The sequence below is a fragment of the Streptomyces sp. NPDC059009 genome (genome assembly GCF_042740175.1).
GTDB lineage: Bacteria > Actinomycetota > Actinomycetes > Streptomycetales > Streptomycetaceae > Streptomyces.
In genome coordinates this window covers 30568-51310 of sequence record NZ_JBHYJB010000026.1, presented here as the reverse complement: position 1 = coordinate 51310, position 20743 = coordinate 30568, and the positions used below count along the sequence as shown (strand labels likewise).

22 protein-coding genes are annotated in these 20743 nt (G+C 72.7%); 10 read left to right on the top strand and 12 right to left on the bottom strand.

Annotated features, from left to right (window positions below; all coding sequences use genetic code 11):
• Window positions 1-63: 63 nt before the first annotated feature.
• Entirely contained in the window at window positions 64-1602 is a 1539-nt protein-coding gene (locus ACFWYM_RS24950) for a PH domain-containing protein (protein ID WP_384841280.1), read from the top strand.
• 38 nt (window positions 1603-1640) lie between these two features.
• On the opposite strand, the gene dctA is transcribed toward ACFWYM_RS24950, so the two are convergent.
• The 3 genes from dctA to ACFWYM_RS24935 all read right to left on the bottom strand — a co-directional run bounded on the left by dctA (window position 1641) and on the right by ACFWYM_RS24935 (window position 5148).
• A complete protein-coding gene (gene dctA / locus ACFWYM_RS24945) occupies window positions 1641-3065 on the bottom strand; it encodes a C4-dicarboxylate transporter DctA (RefSeq protein ID WP_384841277.1) in 1425 nt (474 codons plus the stop codon).
• Between the two features lie 27 nt (window positions 3066-3092).
• Window positions 3093-4151, bottom strand: a complete 1059-nt coding sequence (locus ACFWYM_RS24940) for a tartrate dehydrogenase (RefSeq protein ID WP_384841274.1) — start codon at window positions 4149-4151, stop codon at window positions 3093-3095.
• A 109-nt stretch (window positions 4152-4260) separates the two neighbouring features.
• Window positions 4261-5148: a LysR family transcriptional regulator gene (locus tag ACFWYM_RS24935; RefSeq protein WP_384841271.1), complete on the bottom strand. Its 888-nt coding sequence runs from the start codon at window positions 5146-5148 to the stop codon at window positions 4261-4263.
• Window positions 5149-5231: 83 nt separating this feature from the next.
• Here ACFWYM_RS24935 and ACFWYM_RS24930 point away from each other — a divergent pair, with 83 nt between their 5' ends.
• Window positions 5232-6140, top strand: a complete 909-nt coding sequence (locus tag ACFWYM_RS24930; RefSeq protein ID WP_384841268.1) for a GNAT family N-acetyltransferase — start codon at window positions 5232-5234, stop codon at window positions 6138-6140.
• Here ACFWYM_RS24930 and ACFWYM_RS24925 read toward each other — a convergent pair.
• The 5 genes from ACFWYM_RS24925 to ACFWYM_RS24905 form a co-directional block, all read right to left on the bottom strand.
• Window positions 6110-6256: a hypothetical protein gene (locus ACFWYM_RS24925; RefSeq protein ID WP_384841265.1), complete on the bottom strand. Its 147-nt coding sequence runs from the start codon at window positions 6254-6256 to the stop codon at window positions 6110-6112. The genes ACFWYM_RS24930 and ACFWYM_RS24925 overlap by 31 nt on opposite strands.
• A gap of 446 nt (window positions 6257-6702) precedes the next feature.
• Entirely contained in the window at window positions 6703-7506 is an 804-nt protein-coding gene (locus ACFWYM_RS24920; protein ID WP_384841262.1) for a phosphatidate cytidylyltransferase, read from the bottom strand.
• Complete coding sequence (locus ACFWYM_RS24915) at window positions 7503-9299, bottom strand: aminotransferase class I/II-fold pyridoxal phosphate-dependent enzyme (RefSeq protein WP_384841259.1); 1797 nt, start codon at window positions 9297-9299, stop codon at window positions 7503-7505. Before ACFWYM_RS24915 ends, ACFWYM_RS24920 begins: the two co-directional genes overlap by 4 nt.
• Window positions 9300-9392: 93 nt before the next feature.
• Window positions 9393-9833 (bottom strand): hydrolase, encoded by a 441-nt coding sequence (locus ACFWYM_RS24910; protein ID WP_384841256.1) that lies wholly within the window; start codon window positions 9831-9833, stop codon window positions 9393-9395.
• A 71-nt stretch (window positions 9834-9904) separates the two neighbouring features.
• The gene (locus tag ACFWYM_RS24905; RefSeq protein ID WP_384841255.1) at window positions 9905-10555 is read right to left on the bottom strand and encodes a nitroreductase family protein; all 651 of its coding nucleotides are present in this window, start codon (window positions 10553-10555) and stop codon (window positions 9905-9907) included.
• Window positions 10556-10643: 88 nt separating this feature from the next.
• On the opposite strand from ACFWYM_RS24905, the gene ACFWYM_RS24900 reads away from it, so the two are divergent.
• The gene (locus tag ACFWYM_RS24900) at window positions 10644-11333 is read left to right on the top strand and encodes an IclR family transcriptional regulator (RefSeq protein ID WP_384841252.1); all 690 of its coding nucleotides are present in this window, start codon (window positions 10644-10646) and stop codon (window positions 11331-11333) included.
• A gap of 49 nt (window positions 11334-11382) precedes the next feature.
• Complete coding sequence (locus ACFWYM_RS24895) at window positions 11383-11703, top strand: cyclic-phosphate processing receiver domain-containing protein (protein WP_384841249.1); 321 nt, start codon at window positions 11383-11385, stop codon at window positions 11701-11703.
• Here ACFWYM_RS24895 and ACFWYM_RS24890 read toward each other — a convergent pair.
• Window positions 11700-12749, bottom strand: a complete 1050-nt coding sequence (locus tag ACFWYM_RS24890) for a GlxA family transcriptional regulator (RefSeq protein WP_384841246.1) — start codon at window positions 12747-12749, stop codon at window positions 11700-11702. The two genes, ACFWYM_RS24895 and ACFWYM_RS24890, sit on opposite strands and share 4 nt — an antisense overlap.
• 52 nt (window positions 12750-12801) lie before the next feature.
• Between ACFWYM_RS24890 and ACFWYM_RS24885 the strand changes: the two genes are divergently transcribed.
• Window positions 12802-13197, top strand: coding sequence for a cupin domain-containing protein (locus ACFWYM_RS24885; RefSeq protein WP_384841243.1), 396 nt, complete (start codon window positions 12802-12804; stop codon window positions 13195-13197).
• Between the two features lie 137 nt (window positions 13198-13334).
• Window positions 13335-13658 carry a WhiB family transcriptional regulator gene (locus ACFWYM_RS24880; RefSeq protein WP_384841241.1) on the top strand — a complete coding sequence of 108 codons (324 nt, stop codon included), beginning with the start codon at window positions 13335-13337 and terminating at the stop codon, window positions 13656-13658.
• Between the two features lie 54 nt (window positions 13659-13712).
• Here ACFWYM_RS24880 and ACFWYM_RS24875 read toward each other — a convergent pair whose 3' ends face one another.
• Window positions 13713-14447, bottom strand: coding sequence for a TetR/AcrR family transcriptional regulator (locus ACFWYM_RS24875; RefSeq protein WP_384841238.1), 735 nt, complete (start codon window positions 14445-14447; stop codon window positions 13713-13715).
• A gap of 109 nt (window positions 14448-14556) precedes the next feature.
• On the opposite strand from ACFWYM_RS24875, the gene ACFWYM_RS24870 reads away from it, so the two are divergent.
• From ACFWYM_RS24870 to ACFWYM_RS24860, 3 genes are all read left to right on the top strand, one after another.
• Complete coding sequence (locus ACFWYM_RS24870; protein WP_384841235.1) at window positions 14557-15738, top strand: FAD-dependent oxidoreductase; 1182 nt, start codon at window positions 14557-14559, stop codon at window positions 15736-15738.
• Between the two features lie 116 nt (window positions 15739-15854).
• Window positions 15855-16613, top strand: coding sequence for an SDR family NAD(P)-dependent oxidoreductase (locus tag ACFWYM_RS24865; RefSeq protein WP_384841232.1), 759 nt, complete (start codon window positions 15855-15857; stop codon window positions 16611-16613).
• 172 nt (window positions 16614-16785) lie between these two features.
• A complete protein-coding gene (locus ACFWYM_RS24860; protein WP_384841229.1) occupies window positions 16786-17322 on the top strand; it encodes a hypothetical protein in 537 nt (178 codons plus the stop codon).
• Window positions 17323-17418: 96 nt separating this feature from the next.
• Here ACFWYM_RS24860 and ACFWYM_RS24855 read toward each other — a convergent pair whose 3' ends face one another.
• Window positions 17419-18507, bottom strand: a complete 1089-nt coding sequence (locus tag ACFWYM_RS24855) for a DUF5937 family protein (RefSeq protein ID WP_384841226.1) — start codon at window positions 18505-18507, stop codon at window positions 17419-17421.
• 99 nt (window positions 18508-18606) lie between these two features.
• Between ACFWYM_RS24855 and ACFWYM_RS24850 the strand changes: the two genes are divergently transcribed.
• Window positions 18607-19809, top strand: coding sequence for an MFS transporter (locus ACFWYM_RS24850; protein WP_384841223.1), 1203 nt, complete (start codon window positions 18607-18609; stop codon window positions 19807-19809).
• Between the two features lie 90 nt (window positions 19810-19899).
• Here ACFWYM_RS24850 and ACFWYM_RS24845 read toward each other — a convergent pair whose 3' ends face one another.
• Window positions 19900-20700: a GNAT family N-acetyltransferase gene (locus ACFWYM_RS24845; protein WP_384841220.1), complete on the bottom strand. Its 801-nt coding sequence runs from the start codon at window positions 20698-20700 to the stop codon at window positions 19900-19902.
• Window positions 20701-20743 lie beyond the last annotated feature (43 nt).

The window sequence follows — 20743 nt, the reverse complement described above, 5'->3', positions numbered from 1 at the left end:
GAGACGCCCCCTCCCAGACCGGACAGCCCTGGTCCGATACTTCCCCCGCCCGGGGAGGACACGGTGTTCGAGCTACCGGGGCGGGGCGCTGTGCGGGGCTTCGCACTGGGCGGGACGGCGGCGGCGCCCCTGTCCCTCTTGCCACTGGTCACCGGCTGGGGACCGGAGGTGGTGTGGGCGACGCTGGCGTTCTCCTTCCTGCTGATCGGCGTGGTGTGCGCCACGTACCTGCGGCGCAGGATGTACGTCGGGCCGGACGGGCTGCGGATGCGCACTCTGTGGCGCTGGCGCCGACTGGGCTGGGACCGGATCGTGCGCTTCGGGGCCGTCGAGCGCCGCTACAGCAGGGGCAGCAGCATCCGTATGGCGGCGGAACTGACCGACGGCCGGCTGGTGCCCCTGCCGCTGCCCATCGACAGCACCCGCTCCGCCGCCTTCGAGCGGGACGAGGCGCGCCTGCAGGCGCTGCACGCGCGCCACGCGCCGAGCACACCCGACCCGGCCCTCCCGCACTTCGGCGCCCGCCCGGAGGAGTCCGCCCGCACCCGCCTCGTGCACACACGGCTGGTGCCGCTGCTGCTCGCGACAGTGGCGATCGTGCCGTCGGCGTACGTGGCGGTCTACGGCGTGCCCTTCGAGGAGCGCGCCGAACGCACCTGGCGGCAGGCGCAGTTGTGCCCCGAGATGCCCGGTCCCGATGACGTGGGCCGGGACTGCAAGACCGTCGCGACGGGAGTGATCGCGCGCAAGCACTCCGAACTGAAGCGGGGCAGCAGCGACAACTGGCTGGAGTTCGTCGACGACATCCCGGTGCACCACCTGGAGGTGGAGTACGACACGGCCTCGCCCGCGGCGCCCGGCGACCGCGTCACGCTGACCTGGTGGCGCGGCCAACTGATGTCCGTCTCGGGCCCCGGCTACACCAACAACGAAGGCATGCCCGAGCCCAAGGCCCTGTCGGTCGTGGTCACCCTCGTGCTCCCCGCGCTCGCGGGCGCCACGCTCATCTCGCTCGCCCGGCGCCGGAAGCACGGCCAACCGGTCGGCCCGGACGCCTCGTTGACCCCCACCGGCCTGCCCTTCCTCCTGCCTCTCGGCTTCACGTGGGTGTGGTCCGTGACGCTGGCCGCGGTCCGCCCCGCCGACGCGATCGCACTCCCGGCGGCGGCATGCTGCGCTGCGGGAACCTTGGCACTCACAGGGGTGGCCTGGTGGGCCACGGGCCGACGCCTGCCCTCCCGCCCCCGCCCCGTCCCAGCGGGCGAGGACGTCTTCATCAAGGCCCGCTTCCTGGACAGCACGCCCTACAACCCCAACCTCCTCGGCACCCACGTCGTGCTCGGCGCCGGCCCGATGGCCGTGGTCCCGCACGCGGGCCCGGGCCGCTTCGGCGCCCACGCCATCCCGCTGGAGCGGCTACGCGTACAAGGCATGCGCCGCCCGCTTCCGACGGAGGAGGTCTCATCGACCTGGTACGTCGCGGACCTCCAGGACACCCAGGACGAGAACACCCGGGTCCGCCTGGCCGCTGCCCCAGCGGACCTGCACCTGCTCATCGCCCGGCTGGGTCCCGCAGACGTTCCCGGTGTGCTGGGTACGTGAGCTGGACGGCACCAGTTCGAGCCTGGCGACGACGCCCTCTAGCGCGTGACCCTCGCCAGATCGGATGAGTCTTCTCCCTCCTCCTGATCCGAGCTCCGTCCCCGTTCCCGGACGGGTTGACGACCTGAACTGCCGGTGCGCAGCACCTCGTTGACGCGCGCCGTGTCCAGCGCGTTCTCCCATCGCGCGACCACCAGCGTGGCGACGCTGTTGCCCGCGAGGTTGGTCAGGGCGCGGCACTCCGACATGAATTTGTCGATGCCGAAGATGAGCATGATCCCGGCGGCGGGCACCGTGCCGACGCTGGACAGCGTGGCGGCGAGCGCGATGAAGCCCGCTCCCGTGACGCCGCCCGAACCCTTGGACGTGAGCAGCATGATCGCGAGGAGGCCGAGCTGCTGGCCGATGCTCAGTGGGGTGTCCGTGGCCTGGGCGATGTAGATGGCCGCCAGGGAGAGGTAGATGGAGCTGCCGTCGAGGTTGAAGGAGTAGCCGGTGGGGACGGTGAGGCCGACGATGTCCCGGCGGATGCCGAGCCGTTCGAGCTTCTCCATCAGCCGGGGCAGGGCGCTCTCGGACGACGAGGTGCCGAGGACCAGGACGAACTCCTCGCGCAGGTAGGCGAGGAGGCGGAAGATGTTGATCCTGATCGCGGCGGTGATCGCACCGAGGACGACGACCACGAAGAACGCGGACGTTCCGTAGAAGAGCCCGATGAGTTGTCCGAGGCTGGTGAGCGTCGAGATCCCGTACGTGCCGATGGTGTACGCCATGGCCCCGAACGCACCGACGGGCGCGGCCAGCATCACGTACTGAAGGATCTTGAAGACGACGGCGCTGAGGCGGTGGATGCCGTCGACGACGGGCTCACCGACCGGGCCGACGGCCTTGAGCGCGACCCCGAAGAGCACGGAGAAGAAGATGACTTGGAGGATGTCGCCCTCGGCGAACGCCCCGACCACGCTGGTGGGCACCAGGTCGGTGAGGAAGTGCCACCAGCCCTGCGCCTCGCCCTCCTTGACGTACTGGCCGGCGTCTCCGGTGAGGCGGAGCGTGCCGGGGTCCGCGTGGACACCGGCGCCGGGCTGGAAGACGTTGACGGCGACCAGCCCGACGAGCAGGGCGGCCAGCGTGCCGGCCTGGAAGTAGAGCAGGGACTTCAGGCCGACGCGGCCGACCCGGCCGAGACTGTCGACGCTGCCGATCCCGCCCACGATCGTCAGGAAGACGATCGGCGCGATCAGCATCTTGATCGCGGAGACGAAGGTCGTGCCGACCGGCTCCAGCGCCGAGCCCGTCGCTGGCCACAGCCACCCGGTGAGGATGCCCGTCACGATGGCGGTCAGGACCCAGACGTAGAGCTGCCGGTACCAGGGTCTCCGGGACGCTTCGGCACGCGGCGGCGCGGGCGCGGGCGCGGAGGGTGGTGCGGGGCGTTGCGCGGGGGGATCGGACGCTGCCATGGCATCTCTCCTCGTGGGGCCGACAGGTCAGAGGAGCTCGAGGAACGTCTCGGTGAACTCCGACGTCGTGGCGGTGCCGCCCAGGTCACGGGTGCGCACATCGGTCTTCGCCAGGACCGCGGCGATCGCGTCGGTGACGTCCTTGGCCGCGTCCGCGTGCCCGAGATGGTCGAGCATCATCGCCGCCGACCAGATCGCGCCCAGCGGATTGGCGATGCCCCGCCCGGCGATGTCGGGAGCCGACCCGTGCACGGGCTCGAACATCGAGGGGAACTCCCGATCCGGGTTGAGATTGGCCGCCGGGGCGATGCCGATCGAACCGGCCACCGCGGCGGCGAGGTCGCTGAGGATGTCGCCGAAGAGGTTCGAGGCGACCACGACGTCGAACCGGTCCGGTTCGAGGACGAACTTCGCCGCCAGCGCGTCGATGTGCTCCTGGTCCCAGCCGACCTGCGGGAAGGAAGCGGACCGCTCGGCCACGAGCTCGTCCCAGAACGGCATGGTGTGCACGATGCCGTTCGACTTCGTCGCCGACGTCAGGCGGCCCTTGCGCTGCGCGGCGAGCGCGAAGGCGTGGTCCAGCACGCGCGTGACACCGGCCCGGGTGAACACGGCTTCCTGGACGGCCATTTCGTCGGGGAACCCGGTGTTGTGGCGCCCGCCGACCTGGCTGTACTCGCCCTCGACGTTCTCCCGTACGACGACGAAGTCGACCTCACCGGGCCGTGCGCCCCGCACCGGACTGTCGATGCCTTCGAAGACCCGTATGGGCCGGAGGTTCACGTACTGCCGAAAGCTCCGCCGGATCGGGATGAGCAGCCCCCACAGCGAGACGTGGTCGGGCATCCGCGGACTGCCCACCGCGCCCAGCAGGATGGCGTCCTTGTCGCGGAGTTGGTCGAGCCCGTCCGCGGGCATCATGGCGCCCTCGCGCAGATACCGCTCGCACGACCAGTCGTCGTACGCGGTGTAGGTCAGGCCGAAGCCGTGGCGGCGGCCGAGGACGTCGAGCACCTGCTGCGCGGGAGGCAGCACTTCGGCGCCGATGCCGTCGCCGGGGATGAGAGCGATGCGGTGGTCGGTCATGCCGTCGATTCCAGCAAGGCGCCGACGGACGCGTCCAAGACGGAATGCGGATCTGCCTTATAGGCCCCACCTATAGGCCCCACCTATAGGGGCCCACAGTGTTCACGGGTCAGCCGTCGGCCGGGACCGACCGCGCGGTCTCCCAGAACGCTGCGGCCGCCGGAGACAGCACCCCACGACGGCTGACCAGCGACACGCACAGCGCGGTCGCGGGTTCGATGTCGAGGACGACGGCCCCCGTCCGCCGGGCGATCTCCCGCCACGACTCGGTCACGACCGCGAGCCCGACCCCGGCAAGGACCAGCGGCAGCAGCGCCACGCGGTGCTCGGTCTCGGCCGCGACACTGAAGTCGACGCCCTGGTCCCGCAGGGAATCCACGTACGCCCGCATCCCCGTCCCCGGCTGCCCGACGATCAGCCGCTGACCCGCCAACTCCTCGCACCGCACAGCCCGTCGCCCGGCGAAGGGCCCCTCGGGCGGGACCACCAGCACGAACCGCTGCTCGCCCAGCACATGCGCCCGGACCTCCTGGTCCGGCCCGGCACCGGCGGACGCCAGCAGGCCCAGCTCCCCGGCCCCCGTCCGCACCGCGTCGACGACGTCGCGGGCGGTGAAGGCCGCCTTGACCGCCACGGTCACGCCCGGATACCGCTCGGCGAAGGACCGGATCAGCGTGGTGAGCGGCTCGACCGCCTGGGACGGCATCGCCGCGATGTCGAGCCGTCCCTCGCGCAGTTCGTGCACGGACGCCACACTCGCCCGGGCGGTCTCCAGGCTCCGTACGGCCTCGCGGGCCGGTTCGATGAGCGCCCGGCCCGCCTCCGTGAGCACGGCCCGGCGCCCGATCCGATGGAAGAGATCCGTCCCCAGGTCACGCTCGAGCGACCGGACGGCCTGCGACAGCGAGGGCTGCGACACATACAGCGCCGAGGCGGCCCGGTTGAACCCGCCGCGGTCGACGACCGCCAGGAAGTACGACAGCTGCCGGATGTCCATGCCTGACCGTGCCCCTCCCCGCGCCCCTCCTCGGCTCCACGGTGGACGCGCCGTCCCGATCCGGGGCCGGTTAGGGTCGGATCATGGCATACGACGCAGGCCCGCTGTTCTGTGACCTCGCGCTCGGCGAGCGCATCGAGCGCGCCGAGGCGGAGCTGATCGCGACCGGCAGCCGGGCAGCCCTCGCCCGCATCGGCGCGGACAAGGGAGCCGACACGGCAGGGGACAACGGATTCGTCACCCCGCTCGCGGGCGGCGTCGCCTGCTGTACGGAGGAGGGCTCGCCCCTGAACAAGGTGGCCGGGCTCGGCTTCGCCGGAGTGCCGGGTGCCGACGAACTCGGCGCGGTCGAGCGGCAGTTCGCGGCCCGGGGCGTGCCGGTCCAGGTCGAGCTGGCGCACCTCGCCGACCCCGCGCTCGGCGAGGTGCTCACCGCCCGCGGCTACCGTCTGGTCGGCTTCGAGAACGTCCTGGGCCGCGCCTTGAGGCCGGGAGGCGGCGCAGAAGGTCGCTCCGCGTCGCCCGGGGAATGCGCGCCACCTCGGACCCCCGGCGTCGAGGTACGGCATAGCGGCGAGGACGGCCTCGCGGAGTGGCTGGACGCGGTGGTGGGCGGCTTCGCGGCCCCCGACACCCAGGGCGTCCCGTCGCACGAGGAGTTCCCCCGGGACATCCTGGAGCGCGCCGTGCGCGACATGACGGCCGCCTCCGGGATGCGCCGCTACGTCGCCCGGGTCGACGGGGCGGTGGCAGGAGGCGCCAGCATGCGCATCGGCGAGGGCATCGCCCAGCTCACGGGTGCCGCCACCCTGCCCGCGTACCGCCGACGCGGTGTGCAGAGCGCGCTGCTGGCGGTCCGCCTCGCGGAGGCCGCCGCGCAGGGCTGCGATCTCGCGGTCATCACCACCCAGCCCGCGTCCACGTCCCAACAGAACGCCCAGCGCCGGGGGTTCGGCCTGCTCTACACGCGCGCCGTGCTCGTGAAGTCCTGACGCGCGAAGACGGCGCAGGTCGTCGTCGCACGGGCATACAGCTTCCCGTCGTCCACCCCGACGGCCTGCGCCTCGGCGGTGCCGATCGTGCGGCCCACGTGGATCGCCGTTCCCATGCCCCGCAGCGAGCGCCGAGTCGAGCAGGGTTGTCAGAGAGCCGCCTTGGACCGTCCCCATGGGCACCTGCGGGGTCTGCCCTCGCCGCGTCGTGCCCGAACGCTCCCGGTCGGCCGCGTCGTGGTCGAGCTGAGGTTCCGCGGCGCGGACACCGGACCGTACTTCCTGCACGTCGCGCGCGCGGGCGTGGACCTGTGCGCGGACGACGGCGGCTTCGGGACGGCCCTGCGCGTGGCCGCCGATCTGCGGGCGCTGACCGAGTACTGGCTGGGCGAGCGCTCCTGGTCGGACATCGTGCGCGCGGGCGAGGTCGCGCTGAGCGGACCGAGCGCCCTGTGCAGGGCGTTCCCCATGCGGTTCTCGGGGTACGTGCTGCGTGCTGCGTCCGTAGCGGCTCATGGGGGAGTTGGCCTGCCCGCGTCGGCGGCCGGGCGCCCGACCACGTTCACCGGAGCACGAGCAGTACGGCCAGCGCGACGAGCAGCGAGTCGATCCGGTCCAGGAGCCCGCCGGAGCCGGGCAGCCAGCTGCCCGCGTCCTTCGTTCGCGCACCCCGCTTGACCATCGATTCGAGCAGGTCGCCGACCGGGCCGCCGACGGCCACCGCGACCGCCATCGGCCAGCTCAGTGCGGAGAGTACGGCCAGCACGCCGAGACCGGCCGCGGCCCCGGCCAGCGTCCCGCTCCACCGCTTGGCCGGCGACAGCGGGGACAGGCGCGGCCCGCCGAGGCGCCGACCCGCGAAGTACGCCACGATGTCGGCGATCGAGACCGCCACGAACAGCGCGAGCCCGTCGGCCCCGAGCGGCACCAGCGCGGCCAGGACGCCGAGCCAGGCAAGCCCGAGGAGGCCGGAGCTCAACCGGCGCAGACCGTCGTCGGCGTCGCCCGACACCAGCGGCACCGCGGCCACCGCGAGCGCCCCGATCGCGACCACGCGCAGCACCTGCCCCGGCGCCAGCCAGGCAGCCACCACGACACCCGCCACCGCCGCGGCCAGCACCACCTGGTCCGCACGGGGAAGGCGCAGCAGCCCGCCGAACTCCAGCACCGCCACGACCCCGGCCACGGCGGCGACCGCCGCGATCCCTGGCTGCCCCCACCAGAACGCGGCGGTCACCAGGGGCACCCCGACCGCCCAGCAGCACCACCGGATCATCAGCTCACGGCGTCGGGACGCCGCCACCCCGACCCCGCCCAGCACCAACGCCCCGCCCAGATAAGGCGCCAGAGAGGCCACGGTCGTCACTGAACGGACTCGGCGAGGCGAGACGGAGAGGGCACAGGAGCGAGGGATTCGAGGGGTTTCGTGCCCGGCCGCAGCTCGTCCAGGGCGGCCCGGCACGCGGCCACGATGCGCGCGTTCTCGGCGGTGTCCCGGACCGCGATGCGCACGGTGCGCCCTTCGTACCGTGGCGACAAGGGGGAGAGGTCGCGCAGGTACACGTCGTGGCGGCGGCACGCGGCGACCAGGCGCGCGGCGCTCGGCCCTTCGTCGGGCGGCAGGGTCACGCTGACGAAGTTCGCCACGCCCTCCTCGACGACCACAGACGCGTCCAACTCCCTCAGGGCTGCGGCCAGTTGGCGGCGCAGCTCATGGGTGCGCGCCCAGCAGTCGCGGTAGTACGCCGGGTCGCGCAGCGCCGCCACCGCGGCCAGCTGTGCCGGGAGGCTGACCGGCCAGGGCGGGGTCCAGCGGCGCAGCCGCGCCGCGGTGCCCGGCTCGGCCACCAGGTACGCGGCCCGCATGCCCGACAGCGCGTACATCTTCGACAGCGAACTGCAGACCACCACCCGCGGGTCGGTCGCGGCGAGGCCCGCGAGCGACTCCTCCAGGCCGGCGTCGACGTAGCCCAGGTATGCCTCGTCGATCCACCAGCGGGTGCCGCTCGGCGCCGCCGCGATGACCTCGCGCAGCTGTGCGGCCGGTGCGTGACGTCCCGTCGGATTGTTCGGGTTGACCACCACCACGAGGTCGTAGCGGCCGGAGCGGACGACGGCGGACAGCCGGACGGGATCGATCCGCCAGCCGTCCTCGCGCCGCAGCCGGAACCGGTCCACCCGGCAGCCGATCACCCGCTCCGTGACGTGGGCGTACTCGCCGTAGCCCGGGTCCATGAGCAGCACCCGGCTGTCCGGGGTCAGCCACTGCCCGAACGCCCGGAAGATCAGGTCGGAGGAACCGGTCCCCACCGCGAGCGCCGCCACCGGCAGCGCCCGCGCCGCGGCGATCTCCGCCAGCAGTCCCTCGGCGCCGGTCGGAGGCGAGGTGCGCGCGGCCCACTCCGGATCCTGCGCGAGCGCCGCCCGCACGCCGGGAGCGGGCGGGAACCAGGCGTCCAACACATCGGCCGCGACGACCTGTTGACGCCGATGGAGGCTGCGGAAGTCCGTACCGATGGCGGTGAACGACGCCCCGCCGTGCTCGCAGCCGTCGGGCCCCGGCGCGAACGGCATGTCAAGGCGCCAGTCCACGGAGTCCGCCAGGCGCCGCAGCGTGGCGCCGTGCCGCTCCAGCGTGCCCCGCGTCAGCTCGACGACGCCCCCGGTCAGCACCTCGAACGACACCGCACCGGAGCGGACCGTGCGGCCCACCGGGCGCAGACCGGCCGCCAGATACATGTCGAGCAGCTCGGTGCGCCCCATCGCCACCACCCGGCGGCCACCCCGGGAGGCGATCCAGCGCAACGCCGCGTACATCAGCAGCGGCGCCGCGACGGTGGACCGCCAGCGCGGCTCCACGGTCAGGATGCGCACCTCGAACGGGTCGTCCTCGTCGAGCGACGGCAGCTCGTCCCGGCTCAGATACTTGTCCAGCGAGTACCGCCCGAGCCATGGCGGGGTCACACTCACGAACCCGATGCGGGTCGCTCCGCGCGCCGCGACGAGATAGACGTTCTCCCCGTCCAGCCCGTCGCGCAGCAGCCCGGCCGGATCCGGCGCGTGCTGGCCCAACTCCTCCGCATACACACGATGACGCAGTTCGTGGATCCACTCGAGATCCTCCGGAGCAGCGGTGCGCAGCTGCAGGTCACAGCCCATGGGTTCCCTCCACACATGACGAAGACCCCATCGTCGAGACCACGAGCCGTCCGCGTCAGGGGCAAGTGACGCAATCGAAGTGAGTACGCGCACTCAGGCGCAACCGCGAGCAGCGCACCCACGCACCCGCTTGACTCCCAACAGCACCCGGTACCGCTCGCGCGCCGCGAAGTCCTCCAGAGTCCATACGGCCGGACGCCCGACCTCCGCACAGAGGTGCAGGACCGCGTCGTCACCGGCCCACACGCCGACGTGCGCGCCGTAGGCGGCGGCGGAGCCGTTGAAGAGCAGGAGGTCGAGGGTTTCTGGTTCCGCCACGTGGACGGTGGAGTGCGTGTCGTCCCACAACTCGCTGGAGCGCAGCGGCGCGGGGGACAGGCCGAAGTGGCGGAGCACCTCGTAGGCGAACAGCTGGCAATTCGCCCCCGCGCCGAGTCCGGGCAGCTCCCGCACGGCTGCCGCTCCCGGGAAGCGTGAGCCGACGTAGGGAGTGGTCCAGAAGGCGGCGGGGAGTCGGGCGAGGATCGATTCCATGGCGCCATGGTGCCCTCCCTGGTTGCCACATGGTGGTGGCTGCCCCGCTCGCCGACAGGTGGCCGGAGGCGTCACCAACGGTCCCAGTGGAGCACCTCCGCGCGCGGCACCCGCCGCGCCGGCCTGAAGTCCGTGCCGAGGGTGTGCGCTACGGGGAGCAGCGCCGCCTGCATCACGTCGCCGTACGGGATGCCCAGGAGGCGGGCCACCTCCTTCTCGTTGGCGAGGTTGCCCGTCGTCCAGCAGGTGCCGAGACCGCGGGCGCGGGCCGCGAGCGCGAAGCTCCAGACGGCGGGCAGGATCGAACCCCAGGTCCCGGCCTGGTGCACGACCTCGGCGTCCTCGGTGCGGCCCTCGACGCAGGGGACCACGAGGGCGGGTGCCTCGTGCAGTCGCCGGAAGAGGTAGGAGGAGCCGGAGAAGACCCGGTTCATGACGCCGGGCGCGACGTCCATGCGGCGCACGTCCCGCGCGCGCAACTGCGGTGAGACGCCGGGGCTCTGCACCCCTGCACGCCAAGCGTCGGCGAGGGCGGCCCGCTGCCCGGGGTCGGTGACGATCACGAAGTGCCAGCGCTGCCGGTTGCGCCCGGTCGGTGCCTGGACCGCCAAGTCCACGCATTCCTCCAGGAGTTCACGGGCGACGGGACGGTCGAAGTCGAGGCGGTGCCGGACCGCGCGGGTGGTGGAGAGAAGCTCGTCGGAAGAGAGATCGAGTGTCATGTGTTGACCTTGAAGCGCGGGGTCGCGTGGCGGCAACGGGCCGCTTTCGCTGAGTGAAACCCCGTACGGACAAAGGGCGGTGGACGGCATGGGCCAGAGCGTGGCGGGGCGGATCTTCGCGGTGCTCGACGCGTTCGCGGAGGGCCCCGACACGCTGCGGCTCACCGACATCGCGCGGCGCACCGGCCTGCCGCTGCCGACGGCTCTGCGCATGGCGCGCGAACTGGCCGCATGGGGCGGGCTCGAACGGGCCTCGGACGGCTCGTACCGACTGGGCACACGCATCCGGGCGCTCGGCGCCGCCGCGCCCTGCCCGCGCGGGCTGCTCGACGCGGCTCTCCCGGCCCTGCGCGCCCTGTCCGCCCGCACCGGCGGCCACGCCGACATCGCCGTGGCGTCGGACGGCGCCGCGCTGCTCCTGGTCAGCGGCGAACGCCTGCCCCCGCACGCCACCGCCGCGGGCAAGGTCCTGCTGGCCCACGGCCTCGTCGCCCTGGACGGTGCCGCCCCGCCGACCCGGTACACCCCGCACACGGTGACCGTGCCACGGCTGCTCCACGCCGAGCTCGGCCGGGTCCGCACCAGCGGCCTCGCCACCGCGCACGAGGAGCACCGCCGCGGCCAACTCGCCGTCGCCGCCCCTGTGGTGGTGTCCTCCGCGCGACCGGTGGCGGTGGTGACCGTGACGGCCCGCACGGGCAGTGCCCCGCAGGAGCGTCTCGCAGCGGCGGTCGGGGAGGCTGCGCGCGCCGTCAGCCGGGCGATGACGCCCTCGTGAGCCGCTCCCTTCCACCTGCAATGATGATCACGTGTATGTGGACCCCGCCTTGCCGACGCCCGTCATCCTCGGCATCGATGACCTCCGGCCGCTCCCCGGAGCGACCCGGATCGCCCGCACCAGCCGCGAAGGCATCGAGCTCCTGCACGAGCACCGCGATGTCTTCATCGACGAGCTCTGGCTCGACCACGATCTCGGCGGCGACGACACCATCATGCCCGTGGTGACCCTGCTGGAAGAGGCCGCCTTCAGCGGTCACCCCTTCCGCATCGGAACGGTCTACGTCCACAGCGCCAACCCCATCGGCGCCGCGAACGTCGTCCGGTCGCTCGCGCGCTGGAACTACCACGTCCGGCGTGCGACGGCCTAGTTCGGCAGCAGTGCATCGCTGCCGTCCGCAGCCCGAGCCGTGTTCGACGGGCCGAACCGATTCCGGTATGCCGAAGGGGTGAGGCCGGTCTCGCGGCGCATCAGGGCGCGCAGATGGGCCGCGGTGCCGAGCCCGCTGCGGCGTGCGACCACCTCGAAGCGGGACTCGCCCCGCTCGATCAACCGGCAGGCCAGGGCGAGCCGTTCGCCCGTGAGCCACGCCAGCGGTGTCGTGCCCAACTGTGCGCGGAAGCGACGGTGCAGGGTCGCCGGGCTGACGGCGGCGCGGGCCGCCAGGCAGGACACGGTGAGCGGCGAGTCCAGCCGCTCCTGGGCCCACGCCAGGATCGGCGCCAGCGACTCGTCCGGCAGGTCGGGCAGGGGGCGCTCGATGAACTGCCGTTGCCCGCCGTCCCGGTGGGCCGCGAAGACCAGACGCCGGCTGACGGAATTGGCCACCTCCGCACCATGGTCGCGGCGGACGATGTGCAGCCCGAGGTCGAGGGCGGCGGCGCTGCCCGCGGCGGTGAGGATGTCGCCGTCGTCCACGAACAGCACGTCCTCTTCGAGCCGTACCGAAGGGAAGCGCTCGCGGAAGGAGCCCGCCCACTGCCAGTGCGCGGTGGCCCGGCGCCCGTCGAGCACCCCGGCCTCGGCGAGCGTGAACGCCCCACTGCAGAAGCCGACCAGGCGCGCGCCGCGCTCGTGCGCGCGCCGCACGGCGTCGAGCACGGCCGTGCGGCGCGGCACCTCGACGTCGGGCCGGTTGGGGACGATCACGGTGTCCGCCGCATCGGCCGCCTCCAGGCCCGCGACTCCGCTGAGCGTGAAGAAGCGGTCTCGCATCGGCGTGCGCGGCCTCGGCGAGCAGAGGCGGAAGTCGTAGAGCTCGCGGCCGAGTTCGGGGCGGCGCAGGCCGAACACCTCGGTTGCACAGCCGAGTTCGAAGGGGTTCGAGTTCTCGTCCACGATCACGACCACCCGGTGGAGGGGTGCCGCATCCGTGCCGTGGGTGGCACTCGAAGCGTGCGAGGAATCTTGCGTCATATGCGATGCCTAGCACTCGCGCAGACCCCGCTCAACCGGCGAGGATCCCCTCATGACCAATGAACCCATCGCCCTCGGCAAGGCCCTGGCCTCCTTCGACGCCCTGTGGAGCCCGCGCATCGTCACGCGCGTCAACGACTACGACGTACGCGTCGCCAAGGTCGAGGGCGAACACCTCTGGCACGTCCACGACGACACCGACGAGTTCTTCCTGGTGCTCGACGGCGAGCTGTCCATCTCGCTGCGCGAGACCGCGGGGGAGCGCACGGTGCACCTCCCCAAGGGGTCGGTCTTCACCGTCCCGCGCGGCACGGAACACAAGCCGTACGCGCCCAAGGGCGCCGCGATCCTCCTCTTCGAGCCCACCGGCACACCGACGGTCGGCGACCGCCACGACGAGATCCCCGACCACGTCGACGCGACGACCGGGCACGCGCTCGACGCCTGAGCTCACCCGGCATCGGGTGTTTGAAGATGGCGGTAACTCGCTGTTCAACCACTGGTGATGGGCTGCTCCTTGCGTGCGGGTGCCGTACAGTCACCCGCCAACTGGGGTCAGTAGCCGATGGATCAAAGGGGTGGGCAGTGGCAGGCAGCAGGGACACGTGGTGGGAGCGCGCGGCATGCCGCACGACGGATCCGGACGAACTGTTCGTCGAGGGCGCCGCTCAGTCCAGTGCCAAGCGGGTCTGTTCGGGGTGCGTGGTGCGGACCGAGTGCCTGGCCCATGCGCTGGACCAGCGCATCGAGTTCGGGGTGTGGGGCGGCATGACCGAGCGCGAACGCCGCGCGCTGCTGCGCCGCCGCCCTACCGTCACCTCCTGGCGCCAGCTGCTCAAGTCCGCCCGCGCCGAGTACGACGACGCGCGGCAGCCCGCGTCGCAGGGGCAGCCGGCCGAGGCGTCCTGAGCGAGGCGGGGGAGAGAGCCGGACACGCCCGTACGACAGGGGCGGCCCGCCCTCTCACATCAGCCCGCCCTCCTTCTTGCCGCCCTCTCCCGGGTGCAGCGCGGTGATGCCGGTGAGGACGAGATCGATTCCGGTCAGGAACTGCTCGCGGTCGTCGTGGTCGTGCATCTGGTCGGCGACGGCCCGGGTGAAGGGGTAGTCCTCGGGGTCCAGGGCCTCCCACGCCGTCGCCACGGTGTCGAGGAAGCCGGCGCGGTCCGCGTCCGGCCCGAGGTCGTGTGCGCTCGCCGTGTTCGTGGCGTTCTGGCTGGTCGCGCCGAGGATGTAGTGCACCAGCGCCGACGTCGCCGTGAACCAACTGGCCTCGGGCACTCCCAGTGCGCGGACCTGGCGGCCGATGCCTTCGAAGATCCGCGGCGCCACCGATTCGCCGGGGCTGCGCGCGAACTGCACGGCGAGCTGCGTGGCGAGCCACGGGTGCTCCTCGATCGCGTCGAACAGGCCGAGCGCGACGGCGCGGATCCCCTCCTGCGGCGAGTCCGGGGACGCGGAGGGCGCGCCGGACACGGCGTCGGCGACGACGGCGTCGGTCGCCGCGCCGAGCAGCTCGCCCTTGTTCGCGACGTGCCAGTAGATCGCCCCGGGCCCGGTCGCGAGGCGCTCGGTGAGCGCCCGGAAGGTCAGTCCGCCCTCGCCCGCCGTGTCGAGCAGCTCGACGGCCGCCTCGACGATGCGCTCGCGTGAGAGCGCCTCTGTGCGCCGCTGTGTCCGGCGCGTCCGCGTTGTCATGCCGCCATTTTGACACGTCTGGAATGTTGTTCCAACATGAGTCATGGAACGACGTTCCAGAGAGTCGTCCGGGCCCCACCGGCCGGCCTCCCCACCCCGAGGAGTCACCATGACCACGCACGTCACGATCATCGGCGCCGGACTCGGCGGCCTCACGCTCGCCCGCGTCCTGCACGTCCACGGCATCCCGTCCACCGTCTACGAGGCGGAGCCCTCCCCGATGGCCCGCGCCCAGGGCGGGATGCTCGACATCCACGACCACAACGGCCAGCTCGCCCTCGAGGCGGCCGGCCTGATGGAGGAGTTCCGCGGCCTCGTCCTGGAGGGACGGGAGGCATCGCGGGCCCTCGCCGCGGACGGGACCGTCCTGCTCGACGAACCCGACGACGGCGCGGGAGGACGCCCCGAAGTGCTCCGCGGCGAGCTGCGCCGGCTGCTGCTCGACTCGCTCCCGGACGGCACCGTCCGCTGGGGCCACAAGGTCAGCGGCGTCCGGGCCCTCGGCGACGGCCGCCACGAGGTGGCCTTCGCCGACGGCACCACCGTCGTCACCGGCCTGCTGGTCGGCGCGGACGGCGCCTGGTCGCGGGTCCGCCCCCTGCTGTCCGACGCCACCCCCGTCTACGCCGGTACGTCGTTCGTCGAGACCTACCTCTACGACGCCGACACCCGGCACGCGGCCACCGCGAAGGCCGTCGGCGACGGCGCGATGTACGCGCTCGCCCCGGGCAAGGGCATCCAGGCGCACCGGGAGAGCGGCGGGACCCTGCACACCTACGTCGCGCTCACCAGGCCGCTGGACTGGTTCGCCGCCGTCGACTTCACCGACGCCGCCGCGGCCGCGGCCCGCATCGCCCGGGAGTTCGACGGCTGGGCCCCGGAGCTCACCGCCCTGATCACCGACGGGGAGACCGCCCCGGTCCTGCGCCCCCTGCACACCCTGCCCACCGGACACCGGTGGGAGCGGATACCCGGCGTGACCCTGATCGGTGACGCCGCGCACCTCATGATCCCGTCCGGCGAGGGCGCCAATCTGGCCATGTTCGACGGCGCCGAACTCGCCACGTCTCTCGCCGCGCACCCCGACGACACCGAGGCCGCGCTCACCGCGTACGAGCAGGCCATGTTCCCCCGCAGCGCCAAGGAGGCCGACGACGCCGTCCGCCAACTCGCCCTCATGTTCGGCGACGACGCACCCTACGGCCTGATCGACATGTTCACGGGGCAGGGGCAGGGGCAGGGGCAGGGGCAGGGGCAGGGGCAGGGGCGCACGCCGGGCTCGTCGAAGTGATCCTGTAGGCGTAGAAGTCCCGTAGCCGATGCCTCGTGACACCGGGCAGGGCGCGCCGTCCATGACGCAGGGACCCTCGCATTGATCGCGAAGGCGTCAACTGACAGGCTGCCGCCGTGGATCTGGGACTTGCGGGGAAGACGGCCTTCATCACCGGAGGCAGCAGCGGCATCGGTCTGGCCATCGGCCGGGCGCTGCAGGACGAAGGGGCCGTGGTCACCGTCTGCGGGCGGGACCGGGAACGGCTCGAGGGGTGCGGACTGCCCGGCATCCAGGCGGACGTCACCGACCCGGACGCGCTCGCGCGCGCCGTCGACGAGGCGGCCGGGCGGATGGGCGGGCTCGACCTGCTGGTGGCCAACGCTGGCGGCGCACAAGGGGGAGGGCTGCTGGAGTCGACGCCCGAAGACTGGCTGCGGACCTACGAGTTGAACGTGCTGCACGCCGCCCACGCCCTGCGCACCGCGGTGCCCCACTTCGAGCGGCGCGGCGGGGGCAGTGCGATCGTCGTGGCGTCGATCACCGGGTGGAAGCCGGGCCCCAAGTCCTCGTACGCCTCGGCGAAGGCGGCGGAGATCCACCTCGCCGCCACGCTGGGCCAGGAGCTGGGCCCCCGCAACATCCGGGTGAACGCGCTCAGTCCGGGCTCCGTCATCTTCGAGGGCGGCGGCTGGTCCTGGTTCCGGGACAACCGGCCCGAACAGTACGAGGCGTTCGCCCGCGACGATTTCCCCCGCGGGCGGCTGGTCGAGGTGCGGGAAGTGGCGGACGTCGCCTGCTTCCTCCTCTCGCCGCGGGCGGGCGGGATCAACGGCGCCAACATCTGTGTGGACGGCGCCCAGGACCACCCGAGCGCGGGCCGCTTCTTCCCCTAGCGCGGCGGGCGGTCGCGGCGCGGACGGCTCCCGCCGGGCGCGTCCGGAGCGCGCACGGGGCGCGTTGGCGCGGGCGCGGGCAACCGATCGCTCGCCAAGTTCCGGTGGCTTGCCCTGAGTTGGTACGTTGCGATGGGGCCGCTGCCCGGCGCGGTCACACGAGGAGGATCCTGTGTCATCGCCCTGTGGCCCCGAGTACGCACCCGCCGGCGACGTGGGCGCGGCGCTCATGGTCATCGATTCTCAGCTCAAGGCCATCTACGACGGCAGGACGAAGCCGGACCCCGAACAGCAGGAACTGGTCGCCCAGTTCACCGAGTCCCTCGGCCCCGAAGGCGTCGAGGACATGCTGGACGGCGTGTGCACGCTGATCTACATGTTCATGCAGTGGCTGCGGATGACCTACGAGGACCACGACAAGGACGTCATCGAGTACGTGGTGCCCAGCCTCGTGGCCTCGATGCGCATGATGCCCAAGAGCATCCGCCCCGAGGCCATCCCCACGATGGCCGGCCTGCTCGTCGCGGGCGGTACGGGCCTGAGCCCGAGCCTGTGGCGCAAGCAGTACGGAGAGTGGACAGGGGCCGAGATGAACCCCCTGGAGGCGACCGCCTTCCTGCTGGCGGAGCACATCAATCGCATCGCCGACGACCGTGACTTCGCCACCCGCCTGATCACGGGGGTGCTGACCGGGGTGGAGGAGAGCTGAGACACGGCCGTCCCTGAGTGCCGTCGAGGTCGGTGCGCACCAGTCGCGCAGCCACTCCGCATCGAGGCGCTCACCGCTGTCCCTCACTGCTGCCGCTCACCGCAGGACCGCCTTCAGCAGATCGTCGCCCAGGGCCGTCAGTTCGGGCAGGTTCAGGGAGTTGCGGACGTAGCGGCCCTGGCGGCGGGTGGTGAGCAGGCCCGCTCGGCGCAGGACGGTGAGGTGGCGGGAGACCTCCGGGAGGGAGAGCTCCCAGGCGTGGGCCAGTTCGCCGGTGGTGTGCGGGCCGCGGGCCAGGGTGCGCAGGAGGCGGAGCCGCAGCGGGTGGGCGAGTGCTTCGAGGCGCAGGGTGACGGTTTCCAGGGACACCGGTTCCGTGGGGGGAGCCGGCTCGGGGACGGGGTACTGCACCACCGGCTGCCAGCCGCGTGCGTGGACCGCCACCAGGTGCGGGCGGCCGAACGCGCTGGGAATGAAGGTGACGCCGCCGCCCTGGGCGGAGGTCGCCTTGTCCTGCAGCTTGTCCACGATGATGCAGTCGCCCTCCGGCGCCAGCGTGACCGCACCCGAGACCGAGGCGAGCGCCGCCCCGACGCCCTGCCGCCTCAACAGGTCGTTCTTCAGGCGCAGATCGGTGGCGAGCCGCACGGAGACGTCCGCCCAGGCGGCGTCGAAGAAGGCGTCGACGCACTGCTCGAGGGTGTCGCGCACCCGCGCCCGCACCGCGGCCGGATCCGCCAACAGTCGTTCCGCGAACGCCTCTTGGCGCGCCCCGCGGGCCTGCGCCAGCTCCAGGGCCCGTTCGCGCGCGGTCGCGTCGGTGAGCGGCGACGGAGAGACGGCCAGGCCGCGGTTGCCGCCGCACGTGGTGACGAGCGCGGCGGTCACATACGTCGCGTCGTCGATGCGGTCCACGTCGTCCAGCTCCTCGGCGAGGGTCGGCCGGGGCCGGGCGGGGATCAGGAAGTCGGCCTGTGAGGAACGCCAGAGGAACTCCGCCTCCCGCAGCCGCTCGGCCAGCTCCGGCCGCAGCCCGGCCCACACGTCCGCCGCCCAGTCGGCGAGCTGCGGATGATGCCCGGGCTCGGCCAGCACGTGCAGCATCGCGGTCAGCTCCGCCAGCGGCGAAGCGGCGAACCGCACGCCCTCGGACGGCAGTCCGCTGATGTCGATCCTCAACGTCATCCGGCCATCATCACCGACCGGCAGCGCGGCGACGGCGTCGCTTGACGATGTCCGTCAAGCGGCGTGGCCGACCGGGTGGCCGTCCGCACCGTTGTCGCCATGGCAACCACCACCAAGATCAAGCCCCGTGCCCTCGTACGGGCTTCCGGAGGCCCCCGCTACGCCGTGGCCCTGGCCGTGGACGCGCTCGGCACCGGCCTGTTGCGGCCCTTCCTGCTGCTGTACGGGGTGCTGGTGCTGAGGCTGTCCGCGCCGCTGACCGGCATCGCCATGATGGCGGGCGTCGTCGCGGGCCTGCTGTGCATGCCCGCGGTGGGCCGCTGGCTGGACCGGGGCGCACGCAGCACGGTCGTGGCGGCGTCGATGCTGGTGCGGGTCCTGGGCGTGGGCCTCCTCCTCGCCACCCCGGCCGGAGACGTGTGGCTGTTCGCGACGGCGGCGCTCTTCCTCGGCATCGGCAACCAGGCATGGCCCGCCGCCCACGCCGCTCTCGTGGCCACCATCGCCCACGGCCGGGACCGCGACGCCGCCCTCGCGGCGGGCCGCGCCCTGCGCAACGCCGCCCTGGGCGTGGGCGCGCTCATCGCCACCGCCTGCCTGGCGGGCGGCACCACCGCGCTGCAGTCGCTGGCGGCCGTCACCGGACTCGCCTACCTCGCCGCGGCGGCCCTGGCCTGGTCGGTCCACCTGCACGCGCACCCGGCCACGACCCGCACGGACGGCGAGCACGACAAGGACGACGCGGGCGACGGACCTGCACCCCGCATGCGCGCCCTGCTCGCCGCCAACGTGGTCTACGTCTTCTGCCTCAACGTCCCCGAGATCGCGCTCCCGCTGGTCCTGGTGACCCAGCTGCACGCCTCCCCGATGTGGTCGGCGGCCGTCTTCGTGGCCAACACGGTCCTGGTCGTCACCCTGCAGGTCCCGCTCACCGTCACGCTGTCCCGCTTCCCCCGCCGGACGGTCCTTGCCCTCGCGGGCGTGGTGCTCACCGCGTCCTACCTCGGCTTCCTCGCGGCCACCTCACTGGGCGGCGGCTGGGGCGCCCCGGCCGTCGCCGTGGTGTCCGTGGTCTGCACGATCGGCGAGATCATCTACGCGGGCAGCGCCACCGCGCTCGTCACCCACCTCGCCCCGGCCCGTGTCCTGGGCCGCACCCTCGCCCGCTTCGAACTCTCCACGGGCCTCGGCCTCGCCGTCTCCCCGGCGGTCATCACCGCGCTCGCCCCGCACGGCCCGACCGCCCTGTGGGGCAGCCTCGCCGCTGCGACACTGGTCTCCGCCGCCGCTGTCACGCAGTGAGCCCCGGACCGCGGCGGAGAGCCGGTCCAGGGCCATGGGGGCGGGGGAGACCTGAGGCCGGCCTCGCACCCGCGGGCCGGCCTCGTCGGCTCACTCCATCAGGTGGTAGAAGCCGATGGGCGTGTTCGGCTTGAAACCGATACGCGGGTACACGGGGGCCCCGGCGACGGTCGCGTGCAAAGTGGCGCGGGTCAGCCCGGTGGCTCGGGCACCCTCGTACAGCGCCTTGCGCGTGACCGCCTCGCCGTAGCCCCTGCGCTGCCATTGGGGGTCGGTGGCGACGAAGGCGACGAAGAGGCGTCCCTCCGCTTCGACCGTCGCGGCGCACGCCACCGGTACGTCGCCTCGCATGCCCAGGTAGGCGTACATGGTGCTCTTCCAGTGCGCGGATCCGACCAGGCTGTCGCGGCATTGCTCCAGGGGGAACCCGTAGGCGCGTGCTTGGAGGTCCGCGTAGGCGCGCAAGTGCTCGTCGGTGCGCACCCGCACGAACGTCAGGTCGGGGTGGACCGGGTCGGGGATCGGCAGCAGGTCTCCGGCCATGCCCGTGCCGGGAAAGGCGTACTGCAGGCCGGCCTGCTCGGCCGCCGTGGTCAGCGCGGTGCGGGCCTCGTCGTCGAGGAGGTCCTCGAAAAGCCACAGGAAGCCCGGGTGCTTCTTCGCGCGCATGATGTCCGCCGCCTGGCCCAGGCGTTGTGCGAGAAGGCCGGGTCCTGCTCCTGAGTCGGTCAGGGTGAGGCAGTTGTAGAAGGGGAACGGGCGGTCTGCCCAGCGGACGGCGATGCCGGGAAGGTCGCGGACATCCGCGTCCGCGTCGCGGTCGAGCACCAGGGCCCGCCAGGCGACAGCGAGCTGCTGCGCCGATTCGATGGACTCCGTGAGGCCAGTCACCGTACTCCCGTGGGTCGTTGGTGTCGGTTGGTGTCGTTGTGCG